The organism is Glaciecola sp. KUL10 (assembly GCF_003203515.1).
Classification (GTDB): domain Bacteria; phylum Pseudomonadota; class Gammaproteobacteria; order Enterobacterales; family Alteromonadaceae; genus Glaciecola.
The window spans coordinates 348,461-373,781 of the sequence record NZ_BGNG01000002.1 but is presented as its reverse complement, the minus strand read 5'-3'; the positions used below and the strand labels follow the sequence as shown (position 1 = coordinate 373,781).

Annotated in this window: 20 protein-coding genes; 11 read left to right on the top strand and 9 right to left on the bottom strand. The window is 41.1% G+C overall.

Annotated features, from left to right (window positions below; genetic code table 11):
* Nucleotides 1–321: 321 nt before the first annotated feature.
* The 6 genes from dksA to panC all read left to right on the top strand — a co-directional run bounded on the left by dksA (nt 322) and on the right by panC (nt 5,512).
* Nucleotides 322–768 carry an RNA polymerase-binding protein DksA gene (gene dksA / locus KUL10_RS05520; protein WP_110427897.1) on the top strand — a complete coding sequence of 149 codons (447 nt, stop codon included), beginning with the start codon at nt 322–324 and terminating at the stop codon, nt 766–768.
* A gap of 85 nt (nt 769–853) precedes the next feature.
* Complete coding sequence (gene gluQRS, locus KUL10_RS05515) at nt 854–1,792, top strand: tRNA glutamyl-Q(34) synthetase GluQRS (RefSeq protein ID WP_110427896.1); 939 nt, start codon at nt 854–856, stop codon at nt 1,790–1,792.
* Between the two features lie 36 nt (nt 1,793–1,828).
* Nucleotides 1,829–3,259, top strand: a complete 1,431-nt coding sequence (gene pcnB, locus KUL10_RS05510; protein ID WP_373415172.1) for a polynucleotide adenylyltransferase PcnB — start codon at nt 1,829–1,831, stop codon at nt 3,257–3,259.
* Complete coding sequence (gene folK / locus KUL10_RS05505; RefSeq protein WP_110427895.1) at nt 3,259–3,777, top strand: 2-amino-4-hydroxy-6-hydroxymethyldihydropteridine diphosphokinase; 519 nt, start codon at nt 3,259–3,261, stop codon at nt 3,775–3,777. Before pcnB ends, folK begins: the two co-directional genes overlap by 1 nt.
* Nucleotides 3,778–3,787: 10 nt before the next feature.
* Nucleotides 3,788–4,582 carry a 3-methyl-2-oxobutanoate hydroxymethyltransferase gene (panB, locus tag KUL10_RS05500; protein ID WP_110427894.1) on the top strand — a complete coding sequence of 265 codons (795 nt, stop codon included), beginning with the start codon at nt 3,788–3,790 and terminating at the stop codon, nt 4,580–4,582.
* Nucleotides 4,583–4,663: 81 nt separating this feature from the next.
* Nucleotides 4,664–5,512, top strand: a complete 849-nt coding sequence (gene panC, locus KUL10_RS05495; RefSeq protein WP_110427893.1) for a pantoate--beta-alanine ligase — start codon at nt 4,664–4,666, stop codon at nt 5,510–5,512.
* 25 nt (nt 5,513–5,537) lie between these two features.
* Here panC and hemB read toward each other — a convergent pair whose 3' ends face one another.
* Genes hemB through tatA form a run of 6 tightly spaced genes read right to left on the bottom strand, consistent with a single transcriptional unit; the run spans nt 5,538 to nt 10,594 of the window.
* Nucleotides 5,538–6,533, bottom strand: a complete 996-nt coding sequence (gene hemB / locus KUL10_RS05490; RefSeq protein ID WP_110427892.1) for a porphobilinogen synthase — start codon at nt 6,531–6,533, stop codon at nt 5,538–5,540.
* Nucleotides 6,534–6,575: 42 nt separating this feature from the next.
* On the bottom strand, nt 6,576–8,453 hold the full coding sequence (locus tag KUL10_RS05485) for a diguanylate cyclase (RefSeq protein ID WP_110427891.1): 1,878 nt from the start codon (nt 8,451–8,453) through the stop codon (nt 6,576–6,578).
* 14 nt (nt 8,454–8,467) lie between these two features.
* Nucleotides 8,468–9,286 carry a TatD family hydrolase gene (locus KUL10_RS05480; RefSeq protein WP_110427890.1) on the bottom strand — a complete coding sequence of 273 codons (819 nt, stop codon included), beginning with the start codon at nt 9,284–9,286 and terminating at the stop codon, nt 8,468–8,470.
* Nucleotides 9,273–10,043, bottom strand: coding sequence for a twin-arginine translocase subunit TatC (tatC, locus tag KUL10_RS05475; protein ID WP_110427889.1), 771 nt, complete (start codon nt 10,041–10,043; stop codon nt 9,273–9,275). Before tatC ends, KUL10_RS05480 begins: the two co-directional genes overlap by 14 nt.
* Entirely contained in the window at nt 10,036–10,344 is a 309-nt protein-coding gene (gene tatB / locus KUL10_RS05470) for a Sec-independent protein translocase protein TatB (protein WP_110427888.1), read from the bottom strand. Before tatB ends, tatC begins: the two co-directional genes overlap by 8 nt.
* 4 nt (nt 10,345–10,348) lie before the next feature.
* The gene (gene tatA / locus KUL10_RS05465) at nt 10,349–10,594 is read right to left on the bottom strand and encodes a Sec-independent protein translocase subunit TatA (RefSeq protein WP_110427887.1); all 246 of its coding nucleotides are present in this window, start codon (nt 10,592–10,594) and stop codon (nt 10,349–10,351) included.
* Nucleotides 10,595–10,724: 130 nt separating this feature from the next.
* Here tatA and KUL10_RS05460 point away from each other — a divergent pair, with 130 nt between their 5' ends.
* Complete coding sequence (locus KUL10_RS05460; protein ID WP_110427886.1) at nt 10,725–11,747, top strand: hypothetical protein; 1,023 nt, start codon at nt 10,725–10,727, stop codon at nt 11,745–11,747.
* 52 nt (nt 11,748–11,799) lie between these two features.
* Here KUL10_RS05460 and erpA read toward each other — a convergent pair whose 3' ends face one another.
* Nucleotides 11,800–12,144 carry an iron-sulfur cluster insertion protein ErpA gene (erpA, locus tag KUL10_RS05455; protein ID WP_110427885.1) on the bottom strand — a complete coding sequence of 115 codons (345 nt, stop codon included), beginning with the start codon at nt 12,142–12,144 and terminating at the stop codon, nt 11,800–11,802.
* A gap of 67 nt (nt 12,145–12,211) precedes the next feature.
* Entirely contained in the window at nt 12,212–12,916 is a 705-nt protein-coding gene (locus KUL10_RS05450) for a DUF6776 family protein (RefSeq protein ID WP_110427884.1), read from the bottom strand.
* A 127-nt stretch (nt 12,917–13,043) separates the two neighbouring features.
* Here KUL10_RS05450 and KUL10_RS05445 point away from each other — a divergent pair, with 127 nt between their 5' ends.
* Together KUL10_RS05445 and KUL10_RS05440 are read left to right on the top strand one after the other, a co-directional pair.
* On the top strand, nt 13,044–14,720 hold the full coding sequence (locus tag KUL10_RS05445; protein WP_110427883.1) for a chloride channel protein: 1,677 nt from the start codon (nt 13,044–13,046) through the stop codon (nt 14,718–14,720).
* Nucleotides 14,721–14,745: 25 nt separating this feature from the next.
* The gene (locus KUL10_RS05440) at nt 14,746–15,174 is read left to right on the top strand and encodes a CopD family protein (RefSeq protein WP_110427882.1); all 429 of its coding nucleotides are present in this window, start codon (nt 14,746–14,748) and stop codon (nt 15,172–15,174) included.
* Here the strand turns inward: KUL10_RS05440 and KUL10_RS05435 are convergent.
* The gene (locus tag KUL10_RS05435) at nt 15,171–16,010 is read right to left on the bottom strand and encodes an MBL fold metallo-hydrolase (protein WP_110427881.1); all 840 of its coding nucleotides are present in this window, start codon (nt 16,008–16,010) and stop codon (nt 15,171–15,173) included. The genes KUL10_RS05440 and KUL10_RS05435 overlap by 4 nt on opposite strands.
* On the opposite strand from KUL10_RS05435, the gene KUL10_RS05430 reads away from it, so the two are divergent.
* Together KUL10_RS05430 and KUL10_RS05425 are read left to right on the top strand one after the other, a co-directional pair.
* Nucleotides 15,971–18,244 carry a methyl-accepting chemotaxis protein gene (locus tag KUL10_RS05430; RefSeq protein WP_158525324.1) on the top strand — a complete coding sequence of 758 codons (2,274 nt, stop codon included), beginning with the start codon at nt 15,971–15,973 and terminating at the stop codon, nt 18,242–18,244. The two genes, KUL10_RS05435 and KUL10_RS05430, sit on opposite strands and share 40 nt — an antisense overlap.
* A gap of 212 nt (nt 18,245–18,456) precedes the next feature.
* A complete protein-coding gene (locus KUL10_RS05425) occupies nt 18,457–25,245 on the top strand; it encodes an FG-GAP-like repeat-containing protein (RefSeq protein WP_110427879.1) in 6,789 nt (2,262 codons plus the stop codon).
* The last annotated feature ends 76 nt before the right edge of the window (nt 25,246–25,321 follow it).

Genomic DNA, 25,321 nt, shown 5'->3' with positions numbered 1-25,321 from the left:
GCTAGGATTCACGCTTAAAACGACTGTGCATGCGCGGAAAAACTCAGCAAAATCTATGAACTACCCGATCTAGTATAGTTTTTTTTAGTGCGCTTTCGCTAGATTCATGTTTATCTAGATGAATAAAAAACAGTGACTGAAAAATAATTCACAAAAAAAGATTGATTTTTACGTAAAAAGCACCATATTACCCCGCTGTAACGTAAGTGCTTTCGATTTTTAGCGGTACAAGATGATGCGCTAAAACAAATGAGGCTTGTGTGAACTTTGCCGAAAGCTTGGATGCAAAGCGCCAAGAGTCGATGTTTAGGAGAATGGCAAATGCCAGAGAGTAAAACAAAACAATTAGGGCTATTAGCTCTAGCAGGGGTCCAACCTTATCAGGAAAAAGCTGATGAAGAGTATATGGGCGAGCCTCAAGTAGACCATTTTAGACTTATTTTAAAAGCTTGGCGCAATCAACTTCGCCAAGAAGTAGATCGCACAGTGCACCACATGCAAGATGAAGCTGCTAACTTCCCTGATCCAGTTGACAGAGCTGCTCAAGAAGAAGAATTCAGTTTAGAGCTTAGAGCACGAGATAGAGAGCGTAAGCTAATCAAAAAAATTGAAAAAACACTAAAGCGTATTGAAGAAGACGACTTTGGTTTTTGCGATTCTTGTGGCATCGAAATCGGTATACGTCGCCTTGAAGCTAGACCAACGGCAGATATGTGTATCGATTGTAAAACGATGGCGGAAATAAAAGAGAAGCAGCTTCAAGGTTAATCCTTTTATAATGCTAACTTCTCAGAAAGCCACTTTTTCGATAAGAATGCAGTGGCTTTTTTATTCGCAATAAGCACATTTTAAAATGGCTATCCCACCAAATACTGAATATAAGGGGCGATTTGCGCCTTCACCATCGGGCTTGTTGCATTTCGGTTCACTCGTCTGCGCAGTGGCTTCCTACCTTGATGCAAAAGCCAATCATGGTAAATGGTTAATTCGTATAGAAGACATTGACACCCAACGTTGCCGCCCAGAGTTGCATTCCGTTATTATCGACAGTTTGGCGAGCCATGGTTTGCTCAGTGACGAAGTCATTTTGACTCAATCTCTAGAGCTCGATCGTTATGAAAACGCACTAGAGCAACTCAGCAAACGCAACCTAATATACGCATGCGACTGTTCCCGCAAACAAATCAAAAGCCGCTCACCACATTACGATGGCTATTGTAGCGCCCGCAATTTAAGTTTCACCCAAGGTCGAGCACTACGCTTGAATAACAAAAATACATATGAACACTTTGTCGACCGTATTCTTGGCCCTTGTTACATTGAAAATAGTATGAATATTGAGGATATTATCCTCAAACGCACAGATCACTGTTTCGCGTACAATCTAGTCGTCGTACTCGATGATATTTATCAAGGAATTTCGCATGTCGTTCGCGGGGCCGACTTACTGGAAACCACCACTTTACAAATGTATCTTCACCGTATTTTCGACGCGCCATTATTACAGTACGCGCACATACCGGTTGCTTCAACTAAACCAGGCTTTAAGTTAAGTAAACAAAATCATGCAAAAGAGATTGACCCTAAAAAAGCATTGAATAATCTTGTATCCGCGCTTATTTACTTGGGCTTTTCTCATGAACAACTAAAAGCGTTTGAAAAGATCGAAACACTTTTATGCTTTGCAATTGACCAGTGGCGGATTAATTTAGTAGCAAAAGAAAGAGAATTTATAATTTCTGGTGCAAATGACGTATACTCCGATTTTATCAGCGAGTCATTAGCAAATTGAGCGATAACAAAATACAACCATCAAGGTAAATCTTGGATGTCAGAGTTAGTAAGTCCTAAACAACGAAGTTTACAAGCCAAAGTGATCCCTGCGGGCAAACACCCAATGACATTTGATGACATTAGCGATAATGCGCTGTCAGTTTTGCGACGCCTAAACTCAAAAGGCTACGATGCTTATCTTGTGGGAGGGTGTATAAGAGACCGCCTGATGGGCAAAACACCAAAAGACTTTGATATCGCAACTAATGCGACACCTGAACAAATAAAAGCTTGCTTTAAGAATTGCAGATTAATTGGTCGAAGGTTTCGCTTAGCCCATATAGTATTTGGCAGAGATATTATTGAAGTAGCGACTTTTCGTGGTCATCATGAAGGTGAAACCGGTAAAGACAATGATGACAAATCAAGCAAACCCGTCGAAAAAGCTGCTGCTATTAGTCAAAGAGATAAGAAAGTAGACCGCCGTGAACGCTTTGATGGTATCAAATCAAAAACAGATACCCATGGCCAACTGGTTCGCGATAATGTGTTTGGCAGTATCGACGAAGACGCAGAAAGACGCGATTTCACCTTTAATGCCATGTATTTCAGTGCTAAAGACCAATCCATTATCGATTTTGCGAATGGACATCAAGCGATTGCCGAAAAACGCATTGAAATGATTGGCGATAACCAAACGCGCTTCAGAGAAGACCCCGTGCGCATGCTTCGTGCTGTTCGTTTTAGCGCAAAACTTGATATGCAAATCCCCGAAGAGATGCAGAAAGACATTAAGGAATGTGCACACCTGCTTGCAAATATTCCACCTGCTCGCTTGTTTGAAGAAGCCCTAAAGTTACTTTTATCAGGTTTTGGTTTGCATGCATTCAAACTACTTCACGAACTGGGTTTGTTTAATCTGCTATTCCCTCAACTGAGTCACTTATTAGTAGATGATAGTTGTCGTGAGAGAAAGTTAATCGAAAAAGTCTTAGTAAATACTGACAATCGAATCAATAACGATCTAAGAGTCACTCCTGCATTTATTTTTGCAGCGTTTTTGTGGTACCCCGTTGAAGAGCGCACTCAACAAATAATGTATGAGTCTGGCATCAGTGAATACGATGCATTCACGATTGCAGTTGGCGAAGTAATGCATCGCCAAGTTCAGCGTATCATGATACCCAAACGCTTCAGTATTCCCATCAAAGAGATTTGGCATTTGCAAAAGCGTTTAACTAGACGCTTTGGCCGTCGCCCTTATGTACTTTTAGGGCATAGCCGCTTCAGGGCTGCATTTGATTTTCTGGAAATCAGGGGACAGATCGAAGGTGGCGACCTGTTAGAATTAAGCCAGTGGTGGCACGAATTCCAACAAGTGCAACCCGAGCAGCAAAAAGTCATGATCGCTGCACTAAGGGGCGGTAGCAATGGTAGGCCTATCGGCGCAAAAAAGCGCAGGCCCAAGAAAAAGAAAGCTAATTAATGCCTTTTAGTACTGTATATATTGGCTTAGGCAGTAATATCAAAGACCCAAGCAGCCAAATTCAAAGAGCACTTCAAAGCTTGGACGATCATGACAGCATAAAGCTTCTTGCTAGCGCGCATTTATATAGCAGTGCGCCAATGGGACCTAAAAATCAGCCGGACTATACCAATTCAGTATGTAAAATTTCTACCAACCTCCCCCCCATTGAATTGCTCGATGTCACACAAGCGATTGAGTTGGAACATGGGCGAGAAAGAAAAGCAGAAAGGTGGGGCCCTCGCACACTTGATTTAGATATATTGTTGTACGACAAGCAACATATTGATACTGAACGCCTCGTTATACCTCATTATGGTATGGCAACCCGCGAATTTGTATTGGTGCCGCTTTTTGAAATTGAACCAGACTTAATCATGCCCGACGATCGACCATTGTCTGCCTGGGTTGCAGAGTGCAGCCTGGTAGGACTGCGTCGTCTATCTACACATCGCAACTATCGCGAAATTAATAATTGAGGAAGACAAAGTGAAAAAAGTATCGACTTCAACCTTACTAAAAATGAAAGCAGAGTCTGAAAAAATTGTTGCGATTACAGCTTATGACGCCAGTTTTGCAAAGTTATTCGATGAACAAGGTGTGGATGTAATTTTAATTGGTGACAGCTTAGGTATGGTTCTCAAAGGAGATGACGATACCACGACCGTCACTGTTGACGAAATTGCTTATCACACGCGCAGTGTTAGCAAGGGTGCATCACGCTGTATGATAATCGCCGATATGCCATTTATGTCTTATGCTAGCCCTCTTCAAACCTATGAAAACGCCGCTCAATTGATGGCTGCGGGTGCCACTATGGTAAAGATGGAAGGTGGAAAGTGGCTGCTCGATACCATCCAAGGCTTGGTTGAGCGCGGAGTGCCCGTATGTGGTCATCTTGGCCTAACACCGCAGTCTGTTCATGTCTTCGGTGGATTCAAAGTTCAGGGCCGTTCTGAGGAGCAAGCTACAAGACTACTTAACGACGCAAAAGCACTCGAACAAGCGGGTATTCAACTATTGGTGCTAGAATGTGTACCTGTTGAAATTGCGGAAACTATTTCACAAAGTCTGACCATTCCAGTTATAGGCATCGGTGCTGGAGCGGGGACAGACGGTCAAATTCTAGTCATGCACGATATGCTTGGGATCAGTGCTAACTACATGCCTAAGTTTTCGAAAAACTACCTTGAGCAAACGGGCGATATACGTAAAGCAGTTTCGTTGTATATTGACGAGGTGCAATCTGGTCTATTTCCGAGTGAAGCTCATTCGTTCAAGTAATCAAATATTTGTGTGAAGTATTGATCCGAATATAGTTAACGTAGCGTTAACATCTGACTAGAAAATAAGAGAACTGTGGCTATGCAAACCGTTAGTGATATCACCCAGTTGCGCGAAATACGCAGGCAATGGAAAGTTGAAAACAAAAGTATCGCATTCGTCCCAACGATGGGCAACCTTCACCAAGGCCATTTAAAATTGGTCAAAGAAGCCAAGAAGCATGCGGATATCGTGGTGGTTTCAATCTTCGTTAACCCATTGCAGTTTGGCGCAGAAGAAGACTTAGATGCCTACCCACGTACCATCGAAGACGATAAGAATGCACTTAATGAGCTGGGTGTTAACTTGTTATTTATGCCTAAAGCTGAAGATATTTATAGCCGTGGCTTGGAGCAACAAACCTTTGTTGAGGTTCCTGGATTGTCATATATGATTTGTGGAGCAAGTCGGCCAGGACATTTTAGAGGTGTAGCGACGATCGTATGTAAGCTGTTCAATATGGTACAGCCCAACAACGCATTTTTTGGTGAAAAAGACTTCCAACAATTACAAGTTATTAAAGCCATGGTTACCGATTTATCGATGAATTTAAGTATTCATGGTGTACCCACCGAACGCGAAAGTGATGGGCTGGCAATGAGTTCGCGAAACAATTACCTAAACACTGAGCAACGGGCAATCGCGCCAGCCTTATATAAGACAATTCAAGCGATGAAATCTGATATCCAATCAGGCAGACGAGACTTTAGTGTACTATGTGCCGCCTATAAAACTGAGTTAGCAAAAAGTGGTATCAAACCTGATTATATAGATATCCGCTCCTCAGTATCATTATTACAACCGAGCCACGAAGATACTGTATTAGTTATCTTGGCCGCGGGCTTTTTAGGTAAGACTCGGTTGATAGATAATATACAGGTGAGTATATAGGTGAATCACTCCCTAGGTTAGCAGACTAGCTTTTGTTCAACAGAATAGCGGCTTCTTTCGCAAAGTAAGTCAATATACCGTCTGCACCTGCACGCTTAAACGCAAGTAATGATTCTAAGATAACTTGCTCTTTGTTAAGCCATCCATTTGCGAAGGCAGCTTGGTGCATTGCATATTCGCCACTCACTTGATAAGCAAATGTGGGTACTTTGAGCTCTGATTTACAACGCCTAACAATGTCTAAATACGGCATACCCGGCTTAACCATCACCATGTCTGCGCCCTCTTCCAGATCTAATTCAATTTCGTATAGAGCTTCATCACTGTTTGCAGGATCCATCTGATATTGCTTTTTATCACCACCCTTGATGTTAGCCGCAGACCCAACCGCATCTCTAAAGGGTCCATAGTAACTTGAAGCATATTTTGCAGAATAGGCCATGATACATGTATGAATAAAACCATTGCCCTCTAGTGCTTCTCTTATCGCACCGATACGACCATCCATCATATCCGATGGTGCCACAATATCTGCACCGGCTTGGGCATGGGATAAAGCTTGTTTGATGAGTACTTCGGTGGTCTCGTCGTTTAAAACATAGCCATATTCATTGATGAGCCCGTCTTGACCGTGAATAGTAAATGGGTCAAGTGCGACATCAGTAATCACCAACACATCCGAAAAACGGGCTTTAATGGCTTTAGTCGCTCTCTGAGCCAACCCTTCAGGATTAAAAGCTTCACTCGCACACAACGTTTTTTTATCTTGGGGTGTCACAGGAAACAGAGCAATAGAACGCACGCCAACTTGGTTTAGGCTTTCTATTTCTTCTAACAGCAAGTCGATACTCATGCGAGTTACGCCGGGCATCGATTCGACTTGCTCTTCTTGATTTGTGCCTTCAAGCACAAACATCGGATAGATAAGGTCTGCGGTTTTTAAACTACTTTCACTGACTAAATCTCGCAAAGTTTGATTTCGACGAAGACGTCTGGGACGAACGTAGGGGAAACTAGACATGCTTATCCTTGTGTAAATTATGCTGATGCGGAATGAGAAAGACTAAAAGTTGGCTGCAACGACTCTGTTACGTCCACCGTCCTTGGCATTATATAGTTGCTTATCAGCATATGAAACCATCAACTCATGATCTGTATCAGTACTTACTACTCTTGCTGTTACACCTGCACTTGTTGTGATTAAAATTTCCTGAGACTCAAACTCTATAGTTGTCTCACTTACCTTAATTCTGAGTTGTTCCATAAGGGTCTTAGCTGCATCGAGTGTGGTATTAGGTAATATCACCACAAACTCTTCACCGCCGTATCGGCAGAGCACATCACTGGGCCGTTTTATAATTTCCCGCATCAATTTAGCAAATATGCGTAAACATTCGTCGCCGGCTTGATGCCCATAGGTATCGTTGACTTTTTTAAAGTGATCAATATCAAGCATGGCCACGGCCAAAGGCGTTCTCTCCCTTCTACTTCGTCGTGACTCTGCTAAGATACGTTTTTCAAATGCACGGCGATTCATCAAGCCCGTCAATGCATCTATCGCGCTTAGCGCTTCTAGCTCATTATTAACCTCAGACAGTTCTCGTAAAGCAATTTCGAGCTCTAAGGTACGTTCATCAACAGCATACTCAAGTTGCTCTTTTGCTTCTTGTTGCATTTTGAGCAACTCATCTTTAGCTTTCGCCGCCTCTTTTTCACTTTCAAGTACTTGTCGTTGGGCCTGGTTGGCTTTTTCCCGCTGGTTGTCGAAGCTCATTGCCAAGGCTAATGCCAGTAATAAGGTTTCGATTGTTGCACCGACCATGAGCACATAACTCGCGTCAATTGGAAAATTGAGCCACTGAAAACTATCAGCACTGGTCATAATTCCACTTAATAGGAGTACTCCCCATGCAGCAGCGAAGAATCGAGCGATCTGACTTCCTTGAAATGCCATCATAATACTGACATAAAGCAATATAGGAATGCTAAGCAGCATCATTACTAATAAGACCTTGATCATAACTGAATATGGTAAGGCTAAACACATCACCGCTAAGACAAAGTATATTTTCTGCAGAATGCTAAGCACTTTCGACAGCTTAGGTTGTTGCTGGTCGAGGTCTAGTATTTGTCGGGAAAACAGGACGACTAAGCCCAGCATAACATACGCAAACAAGGCAACTGCGCGCTCTTGTAACCATGTGCTTTCGGGCCAGAGAAATCTAAAACTGATTCCTTGCAAACTAGCGATAACAACGGAAAACATCAAAACGTAACCGCTATAAACCAAAAAAGTCGGAATACGTGTCGATACGTACAAGAATAGATTGCTGAGCGCCATCGCAAACATATAGCCGAAAAAGATGCCCATAAACAAACGATGAGCAGACACATATGCAATATAGGATTCTTTACTCCATATGTTGACTTCCCCTTTTAGAGGCCCCGTCGATTGAATTCGCGCAATCATAGTAATGTCTTCGGAGGCTTCTGGAACCGAAAACAACCATCTATCGTGATCAACAGGACGCTGTGAATACGCCAAAGAGTCTCCAACCGAGTGTTGGTCTAGTACAATGGGTGTACCGTTTCTCTTTGTTACAAACCAAATATCAACCTTGTCAGTCAGCGAATAAGAAAACTCTATAATTTGTGGCTTTCCGGATTGATTATTGGGAATGTCAGTTTTTAACCAGTGAGGATGCTCAGTGATCCCAAAACTCATTGTGCTAGGTACTTTCAACCAACTTTTGCTTTGCACAGATTGAATGTCATCTACAGTAAGCTCGCCGGTTAAGTCGACAAATACATCGGTAAACTCAGCAAGTGAACGCTCGTTTGTCAATTGGGTCAGCTTATAAGTTACAAACAACAGCAAGGCCGCCAGTCCTAGGACTAGTGTAATCAACCTACCAATGTGCTTGCTGCCATTATTGCTCAAGCTTATTCTGCTACCTATTTTTTGCTGCTTGCCAACTTTTTTGCATTGTTGAAAGCAGCTAATTCGATTTCACTTACCGAAAAAGCAGTAAGCTCACTTAGTTTATCTGCAATCGCGCAAATGTGTTTAGGCTCATTGTTACGTTTTCTAGGTCTTACGTTTTTTGGAAACAAATAAGGAGCGTCGGTTTCCAATAAAAGTCGTTCTAATGGTAAGCCTTTTACAGCAGATTGTAAGGCTTCAGCTTTGTTATCGTCGCATAACCAACCAGTAATGCCAATATAGCACCCTAAACTAAGATAACTATCAAGTTGTTCGCGGGTACCCGTGAAACAATGAGCTATAGCGAAGGGAAGAGCATGAATGTATTTTCGTAATATTGCGGTTTGCTGATCAAACGCATCTCGTTCATGCAAGTAAACACCTAATCCATGTTTTACTGCTATTTTTAACTGTTGCTCAAACACAAATAGTTGCTTGTCTGGACTAGAAAAATTGCGATTGAAATCAAGACCACATTCACCTATCGCAAAAAATGCATTGTCAGCACACATATTAATTAATGCATTCAAGTCTTGCTCAGTGCATTGGTCTGCATAATGCGGATGTATACCCGCGGTATAATGTAATTCAGGTAGCTTTACATTTTTGAAATCGGCGCCAGAGGAAAGAGTGTTGTAGTGAGAAGCGCATTTTTGTGCCTTGAGTGATTCTTCAACATCCGAGCTAATAATCAGGATGTCTTCCACATTTGCCCGCTTGGCATTGACTAATACTTCTTCGATATTAAAGCGTTCATCTAATAAATTAACACCTGAATCAAACCATGCCATTATCAGGGTCTTCTCTTTCGGACTCGGCAGTTTCGTTTTGTGACTTCCGTTTGCTATAGATTGCACCGATTACAATTCCCACCTCAAATAGCAACCACATGGGGACTGCTAATAGCGTTTGTGAGATAACATCAGGTGGTGTAAGGAGCATACCAACAACAAAAGCGCCAACAAACACATACGGACGTTTCTTGCGCAAGTTTTCAGCCGTTGTCACCCCCGTCCAACACATAAGGATAATTGCAACCGGAATTTCAAATGCCAAACCAAATGCAAAGAAGAGTTTAAGAACAAAATTAAGATAGCTGCTAATGTCTGTGCTTACCGTAACGCCTTCGGGCGCGACGCTATTGAAGAATGCAAAAGCAATCGGAAACACCACAAAGTAGGCAAACGCCATACCGGCATAAAACAACAAAGTGCTAGAAAATAACAAAGGGGCAATTAGCTTTTTCTCGTTTCGATATAAACCCGGAGCAACAAATGCCCACACTTGGTAAAGGACAGCGGGAATAGCGATAAAAAATGATACGACTAGCGTCAGTTTAAATGGTGCAAAAAAAGGAGAGGCAACATCGGTAGCTATCATTGATGTATTTTCAGGCATGCTGGCGAGAAGCGGTTGAGCGACAAAATGATAAATATCTTGGGCAAAGTAAGCCAACGACAAAAACACAATGAAGACAGCCAAAAGCGCTCTTAGTATACGACTGCGCAGCTCAATTAAGTGAGCAACAAAAGTGCTTGTTTCACTCATTTTCTTTCTTCTTATACGGCTCTTGTACTGACGCTGCAGCCTGCTTTAACTCTTCTACACTCTTGGCCACATCGGGGCTGACGTTTTCAATACCAGCTTGCTCAGCTTTTTTTAGGTTCTCGTGCAACTCATGCACTTTAAGTTGCTGTTCGACCTCCTGCTTAAAGCCACTCGCTACACCCTTAACACTCCTTATCGTGTTTACCGTCGAGCGAATAGCACCAGGCAAGCGTTCTGGCCCCAACACCAAAAGCGCCACGATACCGATCAACAGTAGTTCCCAGAAGCCAATATCAAACATCAGATTAGTCTTTAGTGCTAGTTTGCTGTGCAGTGTCTTTTTGTTTTAACGGAGGCTCAACTACTTTTTCTTCTACTGCTTCAAAGTCTGCATCTTTCTCATTTTTTGAGTCTTCTTCACTCATGGCTTTTTTAAAGCCCTTCAGTGCACCGCCCAAGTCTGTGCCTACGTTGCGTAGTTTTTTTGTGCCAAATAACAATATGACAATGACCAAAATGATCAAAATTTGCCAAATACTTATACCGCCCATGTGAAACTCCAATATAAATCCCGACTATATTTTGGTAACGTATTCATCCACTTGCTAAATCGGGAACAATTCAATTTGTATTCTCATTATACGTGGCTTTACTTAAATATCACTGGTTTTAATCAATATCATGATTAATAGGGTGTTTCGCGATCATTCAAAGGGTTTTAAGCTGTTTATTATCGGCAGTATTTCATGCGCATGTACGCTCGCCAGTAACAAATTACAAGCCAATGATTTAGAAGCCGAATCTACAAAAGTAGAGCATTATCAAAGCATTTATTATTGTGACTATCCCTTATGGTACGACGATTGGTATTGCAACTTTAATAAACAACTTGACGAGACAGTCAACGACCTAAATCGATGGTTCTATGTTAAGACAAAGCAACCTGCCCCTTCTGCCGCAGTCGCTAGTGGTAAAATAAGACTTGGCTGGGAACCTAGAAGTGGCGATTTGAATCAATTTGACACTCGCTTTAAGATCCGCGTAAAACTACCTGCACTAAAAGATCGGGTGGAACTACTTTTTACTGATGAAGAAGATGATATTAACCAACAATCCGTCAAGGCTGCACGAAACAAAGAATTAGGTAATCAAGAAGAGACGACTGTTGCCATTCAATTTAGAGAGGATGTCAAATCGCCAATGAGCTATAGAGTTGGTTTTGGCCGAGGAGGACAACTTTACACTCGAGCAAGGTATTCCAAGGGGCAAAACTATGGCAACGATGGCAAACTTGCTTATTTTAGTGAGCTTCACTATTACTCTGGAGACAAATTTGGGGCTGAACTCAACGCTCGCTATACGCATACGTTTACGGACTCACAAGCATTAGAGTTTAGTAATAGCTTTCGATATCGGGATAACAGAAAAGATTGGTTTTGGCGACACGAACTCAAATACTTACACATGTTAGGCGCCGAGCAAAGCCTCTTGTTTACCGCAATGATAGATGGATTAAGCAAACCTTCTTACAGAAGCGAGCAAAGATTGCTCAGTATTCGGTATAAACGAAATATACTCAGACCATGGTTATTTGTCGAGTTGGAGCCATTTATGCTGTGGTTGAGAGAAGAAGATTTTAGAACATCATACGGTGTAGCACTTCGGCTAGAAATACACTTTCCAGATGATAGCTTGTTGTATTAAATAAAAAGCATTAGAGCATTGGCGTCGTTAATACAACGCCATTAGAACCAACTTAGATGCTGAAACTTGCACCACAACCACAGGTTGTTTGTGCATTAGGGTTATTGACTAGAAAACGAGATCCCTCTAAACCCTCGGTGTAATCGACGATTCCACCTACCAGATATTGCAAGCTCATTGGGTCAACGACCAGTGTTACACTTTCCTTCTCGATCGTCATATCACCGTCATTTACTTTTTCGTCGAAGGTAAACCCATATTGGAAGCCCGAGCATCCACCACCTGTCACGTAAACACGCAGTTTAAGATTCGGATTTTCTTCTTCCTCAATCAATCCGCGTACTTTTTTTGCAGCCGCGTCTGAAAACTCAATTGGCATTGCCGTTTCAACTGACATAAATACCTCTATATAAAATACTGCGCGGATTATCTAATACCTGAGTAATTTAATCAAGTATTATGCTTTATTCCGCAAAAGCAGTTTCCCAGCTTATTTCAGTGTTATATGAACCTCGTTTTCTTCGATATTTGTACACATCGGTGCTGATCGCTAAACGCTCTGGCTCAAAATTTTCAGGAAGGGTGACCCGTATATCCATGACTTCAAAATACTTGAAAGAAAAAGCTAAGGACTGTTCTTTGTCTTCCAATAAGTCTGTGATGTTATAGCTCACTGGATTGCCGTTTAAACTACCAAAGAGTCTTATGTTCAGTGTGCCCTTGATGACCGCTTTTATATTTTCATGCTGGAGCATCATCAATTTGATAGTGTAATTGTTAGTGGATGCATTTGTAGAGATCTCTGCATTTTCAATGACAAAGCCATCTTGAGTCATCTCAGGTGCCATTACCTTTTGATAAAAACTAATTTGTTGACGTAACTCATTTTCAATTTGCATGAACCCTTTAATGCTTTCCTGAGCCTTTTCGTTAGCTATACTCGCGACTTCTAATTCTACTTTTTTCACATTTAATCGTGAGTTTATTTGTTGATTTTCTTCAATTAAATTATCAACCGATTGCTGTAAAAGATCGGCTTTAGCAACAAGTAAATGATTGCGTTTGTTGGCAAACTCGTGGCCTGCGTAAAAAACGCCAGCGATGACTAAAATAACGACCAGGTAATAGCGCACAAAGCCAAGTTGCTGTTTAATTTCAGGTAAATTCAAAGGGTTATCCCAAGTAAAAACGATTGTTTAGATTGCACAAATTTGCATTTTATACGATATTAACAAATATAACTGCTTGAATATGATAGTCTTTACAAAAAGAACATCATTTAATCTCGATTAAACAATGATACTTCAATCACTACGCCAAGAATTAGCCTACCCTCGCACCTCGGTACAATTGTGTATCCTTGGTATAGCCGGAGGGGTGTGTGCAGCGTCACTCATCATTCTTTTTCGATTGGCTATTGAATACATTCAAATTTATGCTTACGGCGGCATAGCCAGTTACAACAAAGCCAACCCTATCACGCTCTTTCTATTACCCATTTTTGCAGTCATTGGGATGCTACTGTTAGCGACACTAACTCGCTATAAACAATATCGAATGGGTATCCCCTTTGTGATTCACCGCTTCAAACGATTTTATGGCCACATCCCCTTTAAAACCACGATAAATCAATTTATTGGCGGCGTATTAGCATTATCCAGTGGCTTTGTTGTCGGCCGAGAGGGTCCAAGCGTTCATATAGCTGCTGCTGGTAGTCATTTTATAGGAAGCTGGTTGAGGTTACCTTTCAACAGTTTAAGAATATTAACCGGTTGTGGCATTGCCGCGGGTATCGCAGCTGCATTCAATACACCTTTTGCTGCCGTTATCTTTGTAATGGAAGTCGTGCTGCGCGAATACAAGGTTTACTTATTTGTACCAGTGATGTTGGCCGCAGCATGCGGCACTATGCTAAGTAGGGCTGTTTTCGGTAACGAAAGTGAACTTAGTTTTCTTAATTTTCAAACTCTGGAACCTAGCTTACTTTTGTATTTACTCGTGTTTGGATTTTGTATGGGCTTAATAGGATCTGCATTTAATGTACAGTTAATGTGGATATTACGGCGCTTTCGCAAAGTCAATATGCTGTATCGATTTTCATTGGCCGCGCTGATTACCGCTAGCGTCGGTTATTTTATTCCTGATGCACTTGGCGCCGAATTTATCAATGTACAAAATATGTTTAACGAGCACCCCAGTATTGCATATCTATGTATGTTGTTTCTTTTAAAATTTATGCTCGCAACGATTGCCCTCGGCTTGGGAATTCCCGGTGGCATTATTGGTGCAGTAATGACAATTGGCATGCTCGCGGGCGTCATACTTTTACAACCGCTGAACGGCTTAGATAAAACCTCAGATTTAACCGCTACCTTTGCGCTATTGGGACTTGCTGGCATGCTAGCCTCTGTGCTTCACGCCCCGATGGCTGCGCTATCCGCAGCGATGGAGCTGTCCTCAAGCCCCGAAGCAGTAATGCCATGTATTATCGTTATAGTAAGCGCTTACGTTACAGGTAAGCAACTATGTAAAAACCAATCTATATTCATTCAACAACTAGAGTTTCAAGAACTCAAATACACCAGTTCATCAATACGAGATGTCCTTCAGAAAACTGGGGTTTTAGCGGTTATGAAGAGGGATTTCGATATTGTAAAAGATGCTAGCGAGACCCTACTCTATGCTCGGCTTCAAGCGTCTCCAGAAACATTTTTAATGAATAAAATAGAAGCAAATATCGATGCGAGGTTTGAACAAGTTGAGCTTAATGTTAGCCTACAGGAAAATGTGCATCCGACACTCAGTCATGTGATGCTAGGGGTATCTCACCAAGCAACCATGGCGGAAGTACATGAAATATTGCATAAACAGCGCCAAGGGGCAGTTTATATTTTTGAATCTGATGAGCATAAACCCATAGGCATAATTACTTGGAATATGCTGCATAGTTACCTGTTTAGAGAACAACATTAATTAGTGAGATAGAAAGGGCTTAGTTTTGAGTATTTTGTGGATTAAAGCATTGCACGTTTTCTTTATGATTGCATGGATGGCGGGGATTTTTTATCTACCACGCTTGTTTGTATATCACGCACAGGCAACAAATAAAGAAATGCATGCACAATTTGTGGTAATGGAAAGAAGACTATGGTTTTTTATCACTCCTTTTGCAGTATTAACCTTAGTATTTGGTGTTTGGACTATCTATCTTTATGGCGGTGAATGGTTCAAAGCTTCCGGCTGGATGCACGTTAAATTGCTCTTGGTCAGTCTATTTTACGCATATCACATTTATCTTTATGTGTTATTGAAAAGATTTGCGGCGGGAGAAAACAAACACTCCTCTAAATTCTACCGTTTTTTGAATGAGGCCCCTGTACTTGCATTGCTTGCCATCGTGGTCTTGGCGATTGTAAAGCCGTTTTAAGGCTGAGAAATTGCTCTTGTTTGACCGGGTTTAAAAAAATAGTCTGCGCCGCTTAAGATTAAGTCTAATGGAATCGTCTTCGGTACATGCACGCCTACACTTTCGTGCGCGTTGATTCGGTACTCGAGTATATTTTTGCCACTTCTAGACAGAAAAAACCAATATGGCGGAAAAGCGATGTCTGTTTTAACTGCTTTAAAAAACGAGGATAGCGGTAAAAAATGACGGTCATTTGGATCGGCGTCTCCCATGTGTATCACACTGGCATATCCGCGATTGTGCGGAAGTGATACTCGATAGACTAAATTACTTACTTCACTGCGACTAGGCCACCCTGCATGGGGAATACGTACTGCGTCAAATTTTACAGGCCCTATCTGGCGACTTTCTGGCTGTTCTTGATAAGCTAAATCAATTGCCAACAGTTGTGTTTGTATTTGCTCAAAACCTTCTAGATCTTTTAATTGCTCAATAGCTTGAGTGGGCGCGACTAATTTAATGTTATTAAAGGTCAATAAATAATTGAGCATGTCTTGCGCAGCAAAATGGTCCTCATGAGCGTGACTGACAAATACAATAGACACACCATCATAAGGTGGCCATCCTTTTTTAATCGACTCAATAATGGAAGTGGGCACCAACTGATATTGACCATAGTCATTGTGAAAAAAAGGATCGAAGAGGACCTTAACATTGCCACTACTTATCATAATACCTTCATTTGCTAGATAAGTTGCTAGAGGCTTTTCTTCTTTATGATGATGGAACTCATGGGCAATGACTGAAGATGAAAACCATGTACTTAAGATCAGCAGAAAAAAACGCTGTAAGTTCATCTAAATTCCTTTTGGCTAGCATTAAAAAACAAACTAAAGACCTAGTACTAAAGGTCGATAGCACTAAATATCAAACCGATGCATTAACTTACACTAAACCACCAAAGGTTGCATACGTGTTCCAATTTAAATCAATCAGCACACAAATAACGGTTGCTACCGGCATTTCTCTTTTAGGTGCAATTCTAGCAATGGGAATCTACGGCGTAGTTGCAAGCACGGTTCTTTACGATACCACATCAAAAAGCATCATAAATCACAATGAGCATATGGTTGCAGAAGCATTGAAGCAGGTCTCAAGTAAAGTCGAGCGCATCAATCAAGATATTTCTAACAATATTATCATCGCAAAAAATATTGCATCAACTCAATCGTTTATTATTCAGAATGACCTTGTAGAGACTATTGATAGAGATACGTTTAGTCAGTATTTAAAACACATTTTGAGTGACAACCAACAAATCTCGGGCACTTATATAGCGTGGGAACCAAACGCTGTGGACAACAACGACGCTAAGTATATCAACGATGGTCGCCATTCTGATTCATCTGGCCAATATGCCCCTTATTGGACGCGTGCGAGTTCTGGCGAACTAAATGTTAGACCCAGTAATATGCCCCTTGTTTACAACAACAGAAAGCCAAACGAACACGGTTTGCGTCCTGGTGAATGGTATTTGTGTCCTTTTGAAAGCCGTAAATCATGCGTATCTGACCCGTCAGTATGGGAGGTTCAAGGTGTTCCTACATTAATGACTTCAATCACCACTCCCCTGATAGTCAATGAGCAAGTAATAGGTGTTAGCGGTGTTGATGTGTCAGTAGCATTCATCCAACAACTCGCATCGACCGTTAATGATGCGATCTTTGAAGGAGTTGGAACACTTAAAATAATCAGCTTTAACGGCGCCATTGTTGCCGACACATCCCATCCTGAGCAGGCGGGCTTATTCATGGATAAAAACGAGTGGGCATCAATTAAAAGCAACGTGCAATCTGGAATTTCACGCATCAAAATGGCCAGTGATAATATCGAAGTATTACTCCCTCTCAACTTTGCTAACACTGATACAAAGTGGTCGGTAAAACTACTCCTTCCCACTAGTGTGGCCATGCAAGATGCATCGAACCTCAACTTATTGATTAATGAAAGCTTTACCACAAATGTACTCGGCCAACTTTTTGCTGGTATTCTCGTTGGACTAGCAGGATTTTTAGTTGTTTATTTCGTGGCTGGAAAGCTATCCAGGCCGATCAAAAAAGCAGCATACTTGGTGTCAGAGTTATCTAAATCTGATGGGGATCTTACCCAGCGTATTGACCTTGAGTATGGCGCAGAAATTGGTGTGATGGCGGATGGCCTAAATTCGTTCTTACACAAAACTCATCAAACAATTAAAGACACCTCGGATTCAGTAAACAAAATGACTGAATCTGCAGAAAAAAGTAGCCAGCTATCCGAAAAAACAAACAAAAGTGTCAATTCTCAAAAAAATGAATTGAGTCAAGCGACCACCGCCATCTTGCAACTCTCTCAAACCGCTCAACAGGTCGCGCAAAAATCAGAACAAACCGCAAAATCCGTGGATAGTGCCTATCAAAAGGTTAAAATTTGTGCCCACGAATTAGACGATACCGTCGACAGCCTTCAAGAACTAACCGATAAAATGAGAAACACCGCGCATGACATGAATCAGTTGGAATCATCAACTCAAAGTATCAGTGGAATATTAGCGGTTATCAAAGAAATCTCAGAACAAACTAATTTACTAGCACTCAATGCCGCTATTGAAGCAGCAAGAGCAGGCGAACAAGGACGAGGGTTTGCCGTTGTAGCCAATGAGGTACGCAACCTAGCCAATCGAACGCAAGAGTCAACAGAAGAAATAAATAAGCTCATGCATAGCCTGACAGTCAGTGCTGAGGTGGCCGTCAAGACAATGCGTGAAGGTACTGACACTTGTGAACACAACATGCAACGTGCCAACATTTCACAAACTCAGTTACAAGAAATAGTAAGAGAGACACAAGACATCAGTAACGCATCTGTTGCGATTGCAGAGGCTATCGAGCAGCAAACGCTGGTGTCGACGGAAATCACAAATAATATCAATAACCTAAATCTCGCTGTCGATAAAGTTTCATCTTATGCTTCAAAAGGTAAGCAGCAAAATGAAGAACTTGAACAGCGCGCTGATGATATACGCTTGAAATTACATCAGTTCAAATTCTAACATTCAGGGTTTATGCTGTTGTTATATATGGGCTTATCCCCTTTGTTGATGGGGAAGTTCAATGCCTTGCTTCTGATTAAGCAGTTTGAACAAAACATACACATAAAACGTTTTTGATGGTGATTTAACTTGAGAAATCACCATTAATCATCTACGATCCGATATCAAAAATTAGCAGTGATCGCTAATTTAATGCTAAACAAGGAAAGTTCATGCATTTCTTCAAGTCGTTTGTGATTTTTATTGCTTTCATCTTATTTGCGTCTTTTGCGCATTCCCAGCATTATGCAGAAAAGTTATCTATTGAAGTACCGGCAAACAGCTTTTATGAACTCTACGATGTATCACAAAGCGGTAACTTGCTTTTGTTCGCCTCTAATTATTTGGACGAAAATGGTTCGGTTACCAGTTCTCCAAATAATATTTACTTCTATATTCAAGACATTGCACAAGACACTGTTGTGCGTGTTTCTCTTGCAAATATTGGCGCCTACTTTAGCGCGTTTAATACTAAACCATTCTTCTATAATAATGATAAAAACGTTATTTTTTACGCTCAAGATTCAAACATAGCGGACAGCGTATTTAGCTATGATATTGAAAGTGGAGAAGTTACCAATATTGAATTCACAAGCAATAGACAATCTGAATATCCTTTATCACTGAAAACTGATGCAACTGATAGCATATTAGTTATTGGACTTGGCTACGATATCTATAAGAAAGAATCACCCAATGCTGAGTTTGAGAAGTTAGCACTCGAGGGTGAACAGAATATAAAGGTAGTATTAGGTGTCGGCAGCGATCAAAGTATATTAATTGGCGAGAATTGCTGGGAAGATTCATGTTCCGTGTTTAATTATTTTTCGACTGGCTCTGGACTAATATCATTAAAAGATAACACTAATAGATATCAAAGGTATAGCGCGGCTCTATCACACGACGGCTCGCTTTTTGCTCGCTGGAATTCAGATAAAAGCACGATAACGATAAAGCATTCCGAAGACCAGTTTGAAAGTGAAAAAACAATTGGATTAAAGGGAGCCTTTTCGTCTGACGGGCAGTTTGAAAGCTTAACCATCAGCTCTGACAATAGATATATAGGATTCGGCGCCCAATTAACTCGAACACTCGATCAATTGAAAGCTGGGGTAAGGCAGTCGCTTGGGGTTTTCGTGGTAGATATCACTACTGAACAAACTGCGCTGGTCGGCTTACACGATAATTTTGATGTTTTCGACTATTCGCTAAGCGGTATAAGCGCGATGCACTTCGCAACAACCGAGAATACTTTATACTGGAGTAGAAGTAATGCGAATCGAGGAACTTACCGAGCTGAAATAGCGACCTCTGTTTTTGATATACCAAATACGCCATTGCAGGCAGCTATCACCAGCAATGCTCCTTTTTCAGCGACGATCAATTTCGCATCCCAACAAAACACGGTGATTGAAAGAAAGTCGCAGCACTATGATGAGACGCCTCTCAACATGCTGTCTTTTGAGACCTTACTGGTTGATAGTTCAACGGGTTTACAATCTGGTGATACCTTTTATAAGATTTCGAAGTGTAACGAAAATTGGGCCTGTAACCATAATGCGGTCACTAGCTTATCAGTTGAAGTGCTTGACTTCGAAAATAAGATAACCGTTGAAAAACTGTTTAGCGAGGGAACGAATAATACAACCTTATTAACGCTCTCGGCTGAACTAGATAACGCCGCTGATTCTTATAAAGTTCATAGTTTGTCATCAAACCAGCACTTTTATAGTCAGATAATTTCAGAAGGAAATACCTTTAGCAATGAGGTCGGTTTTAGGGGCTTTGTAGCAAAGATTACGCAGTGTTTGTCGAGCTCCCTTAGAAATCAACCTAGTTGCTCAAAAGAGTCCGAATTACTCACCCTAGCGCCTCCAATCTTGCAAGAAAACGGGCGCTTTGATGCTAAATTCTTACCGGATTTCAGCGGTATTAGGATTCGATGGGATAATATTAAAGACCATCAATATAAGTTGAGCAGAAATGGCGTTTTGCTTCAAACGGACGAACAACAAAATACATATATAGACACAGAACTCGACTTCGGTGCTACATATCAATATGAGCTAGAGCAGTGCCTGGATAAGTTGTGTCACACTCAAAGAATAAATTTTAAATTAGACCGACCTCGTAACTACGAAAACCTCTCAGTAGATTCCAGGGACGCAGAGAATACTCTCTTTATTACGTACTCAGCAAACCTTGCCTATGATTCCTTTAAGCTTTATAGAAGCGTTGGCAATGAAAAAGAGCAATTGCTAGCGACACTAATGGACGAGCGTGAAGTTTATATTGACGATACAGTGATCGCACCCCGATCCTATCGCTATCGTTTAGAAACTTGTTTTAAAAACATCTGTGACAAACTAGGCGGCGATCTTAGTCGCAGTAGTACGCCAAACTCACCTTTTATTAATGGTGAGCGCTTATTAGCTCCAAACAATCTAACAGTATCTACAGACCAATACTTTGGAAGACTTGTGCTTGGCTGGGACAAGGTGCCAAACGCAACTCATTACCGAATAATTTACAACTTCTCAAATAACTATTCTACTCACAAAGAAGTTGATGCAAGTGTAAACGCCATAGTCTTAGACGATTACGAGGGTCCGTATGCAGATATTAGCATCCGAAGCGAAAACGCAGCAGTATCCAGATATCAAAGGCTTGATTCTCTAGCAACCACAATAAAGAAAGTAAATTTATTGCCTCAATTCAAAAACGAGCGACTTCAGCCTCCGCAAGAATTAACAATAAATTATCGAGTATCAAATTCTGATGAGCCAGCCAAAGCAATTGTCAACTGGAGTGATTATACATTTGCTGATTTTTTTGAACTGGTCAAGTTAAGCGATAATGGCTTTGACGTTATCGAACAAGGAGCGGGTAGATATTTCCGGGAGTTTTTGGTTTCCTCAACTGAAGCTAACCAAGGGTCTGGTGATTACGCGATAAGAGCTTGTTCGACATTCACAAATACATGCTCAGAAATTAGTGACAGTGTGACAGTTGATTTTGATTCCCTTGTACCCTTACCTGAGGAATTACCAGCCCCAATTGTTACTTTTAATACTGAAACTGCTGAATTCGATATAAGTATTAATTTACCAACTAATCCGATAGTTCGTTTAATTTCAATGTACATGGTTGATCAAAACGGATATCGAAGATTTGTGTCTTCTAAAGCACAAAATGATGGCTTTGCATATGCGCCTAACAATTCTGAACAGGCTGATACATTTCAATTTCAATACCAAATAAGAACTACAGACTATCAAACTACTGAATTCAGTGAATTGAGCACTGCAGTATCTATCCCAGATGACTTCTTGACGATACCTAATGTGCCTACTCTTTCAAGCAGAAGAGTCTTTGAAGAGGAAAATGAACTTAAAGCTAAAATAGGTATTCGATTTTCACTAAACGCAATTAAACCTGTTGAGTACTTTGAGGTATTTAGGGCCATCGACAATAATGAATACACTTCCGTAGGTTCGTTTACGCTAGAGTCTGGCGATAGCTATGGAGAGTTTATAGAATCTATTGCGAGTGGCAAGTTAATAACATATCAGTTTACAGCGTGTAACTCTGCAGGTTGTTCTGGGGTGAGTCAAAATGTAAACGTATATGCTGACACACCATTGGAAGAACCAACTGAACCACCTTCCATACCCACGAATTTTAAGGTAGTACAAAACAATGAACTGAGAAGTGTTACGCTTTCCGCACTTGCACCGACCTCAGCTAACGATCTCGTAGTAACCTATGGTCGAGATCAACAAAGTCTTAACACTCAGAGAATAATACGGATCGCGGGTGATTTTGAAGAAGTTAGAACTATCGAAATTAATAACTTGGAACCCGGCAAAGAGTATTTTTTCCGAATGCAAGCTTGTAATAGTTATAGTTGTAGTGAACACACGCCAACGCTTTCACTGATCACTTCGACACATCTCGCCTCTAGCATTTCTCTATCGGGCAAAGATATCCGACAAGTAAGCAGGAATAGTCGGCAAACCATGAGTTTTACTAGCAAAAACATTAGTGTTGGAGCTAGCAATGGCAGCCTGGATACCTTCACCGGTACTCTTTACTTAGAGCGTTTCTTTCAAATTGGTGAAGGTGCATTTTTCAGTACAAGTATATTCCCGAAGCTAAGCACCCCATCAGCTTGTAGTACATTGTTTAAAAACACCATGCCTGTCATAAGACAACGCTATAGTCAGCTAAGTTATAATGAAGAGTATGAACAAGATTTGTTTGAGTTGATCTACACAGGAAATGGTTGTGAAGAGCACCCTGAACTAGAACCATTCTCACTCTTTATCGTTTCTCCTTTCTTAAACGAAGCTTTGCATTTGACTGATCAAGAAAGTTGGCTTGAGCAATGGTTAGAACTGCGCATAGATTTTGACGAAAAAGGCGTTTTTACACTTTCAAAAAACGAAGAGATAATCGCCACTGCCGATTACCCGCTTGATCTTCAATTATTTAAGCTAACTAGACTTGCATGGCATGCAGAGAATGAATCTCCGATAAGAAGCTTATTTATCGTTTCAAATAATGATGAGACCATGAATCTTAATGATTTTTATGTTTCTGAAATTCGCATTTCAAGACCAAGCCCTAGGTTTGCTAGGCTATTCATGTTTGGTCACGACGCCAAGGCCAATACAGAGGTTAAGATTTATGAGCACGGCGGAATAAATTCTGAACAAGTTTTGAGCTTTGAGATCGAAGACCATGAAAATAACTTGCAAGGCTTTATAGAAGATCTTGGAATAAACAAAGACTTAACTCTTTTTATGCAACGGTGCAAAGGAGAGCTCTGCGGACCAATCACTGAAGCAACTTTTATCGCTTCAAACAATCCATTTAGGGAAATTACCTATTGGCCTAGTCCGGGTGTATATATGCACTCTCAAGCAGGTAGAATATCAGTGGAACTAGACCCTGACTATAGACCGGTTGATAACTTAAAAGTGTTTCTACATAGTGAAGACGGAAACGAAACTCAGGTTTTATACGATGACAGCTTACTTAATACGCTTAAACAAGATAATGAAAATTATTCTCGGGTTTCACTAGAGTTTGACGGGATAACAACGAACAAAGCTTACAATGTTAGTTTAGAGGTTTGCAATCCGATAGGTTGTTTTACCACTGAAGAGAGTAATCTCATTTTATTACCCCCTGACTCTGACGGTGATGGTATCCACGATGGTGCTGATGCGTTCCCTGATGACCCAACTGAAACGCATGACACTGATTATGATGGCATAGGAAATAATGCTGACGAGGACGATGATAACGACGGAATTAGCGACGCAGCCGAACTTGCTGCAGGCTTAAATCCTAACTATGCTTTCGACGCTCGCGGTGATCTAGATAGAGATGGTTTTTCAAACATTGCAGAGTATGTAACTGGCTCGTCAATCACTGACCCAGAAGTTACACCTGATACTGAAGGTAGCTTTATTTCTTTTGAATCGGATAATGAAAAAGTTGAAATAATCGGTGATTACTCTTTATATCAAAGATATTCTTCTTTTTACCATGGATATTCTTTGATTTATGTTGATCCGGTTGATGCTACCAAAGAACTCACAGTGCGAAAAACGGGATATTTGAGAGATGGCTGGGTATCGTTTGCTTATCGGTATGATCGGTATAGTCGCGCCTTGTTCGATCTTTCAATTCATATTAACGGCGAAAGATTAGAAAATGTAGAACGTTTTGTGGCTGGAGATTTTTACTATTACCGAGCACCTGTTTCGGCGGGGCCTGCAACGGTCGAGTATAAATTTACCATTGACTCGGAAAGTGCGCCTATTCTATTGGATGGCTTTTTTACGCCATTTATCAAACGAAATACATTGGGTGATAGGAATGGAGACAACAAAGCCGAGCTTATTGTTAGAGACCCAATTAACTTCATGAGCTTTACTAAAGATATTGAGACTCAGAAAATCGAAAAAATCCGATTTGGTCTTAATACAAATGACATACCTCTAGCAGGTGATTTTGATGGCGATGGTTTAACGGATGTAGCTGTTCGCCGCCCCTCCATCGGCACATGGTTTGCGCGTAACTCTAGTGGCCTAAACATAAACAGTGTTAAGGGAGACCGTATTCAACGAGTTTACTTTGGTGTCAGAGCTACTGATATTCCAACACCAGGTGATTTTGATGGCGATGGTATCACCGACTTTGCCGTAAGGCGGAGCAGTGATTCAACATGGTACATACTTAACTCTAGTGGAACAAACTATAACAGCTATCGTGGTGACAAAATTCAACGTATTAGATTTGGTTTAAGCAAGGATGATATTCCTGTTCAAGGAGACTACGATGGTGATGGCATTACCGATATTGCTATCAGGCGCCCTTCGTCTCATACATGGTATGTCTTGAATTCAAGCGGAACCAATTTTAATAGCCAACGAGGTGACAAAATTCAACGGGTCAGATTTGGCCTACGTGCAGATGACATACCTGTTCCTGCTGATTATGATGGTGACGGTATTACTGATTTTGCCGTACGTCGAGTAGCAGACAGATCGTGGTACATCTTACAATCAAGCGATGGTGAGATTCGCCGAGTAAGATTTGGTCTTAGCGAAACAGATATTCCTGTTGTTGCTGATTATGACGGAGATGGCAAGGCCGATATTGCAGTGAGACGCCCATCATCAACGATGTGGTTCATATTAAAATCTTCAACCGGAGAGATAATCAGAGAAAAGTTTGGATTGAAATCGCACTATATCCCCGTTTTAGCGCCTATTGGCATGAGAATGAAGATGGCAGAGGGTAGTTATGACTTTGGTTCCGCGGTCACCAATAGTATTGATGATGGTCTCGAAGACTTAATAAATGAACAAGCAAGTTACTTAGACGATATGGATTTTAACCGTTCAGAGCTTGAAGAAGTTTCGACAGAAATAGATGCCCTAGAATAGCGATGTATCCTCACAGGTTTATCGGGCGCTTATTGTTATTAACGGTGCCCGATATCCAATGAAAAAATAAAACTCA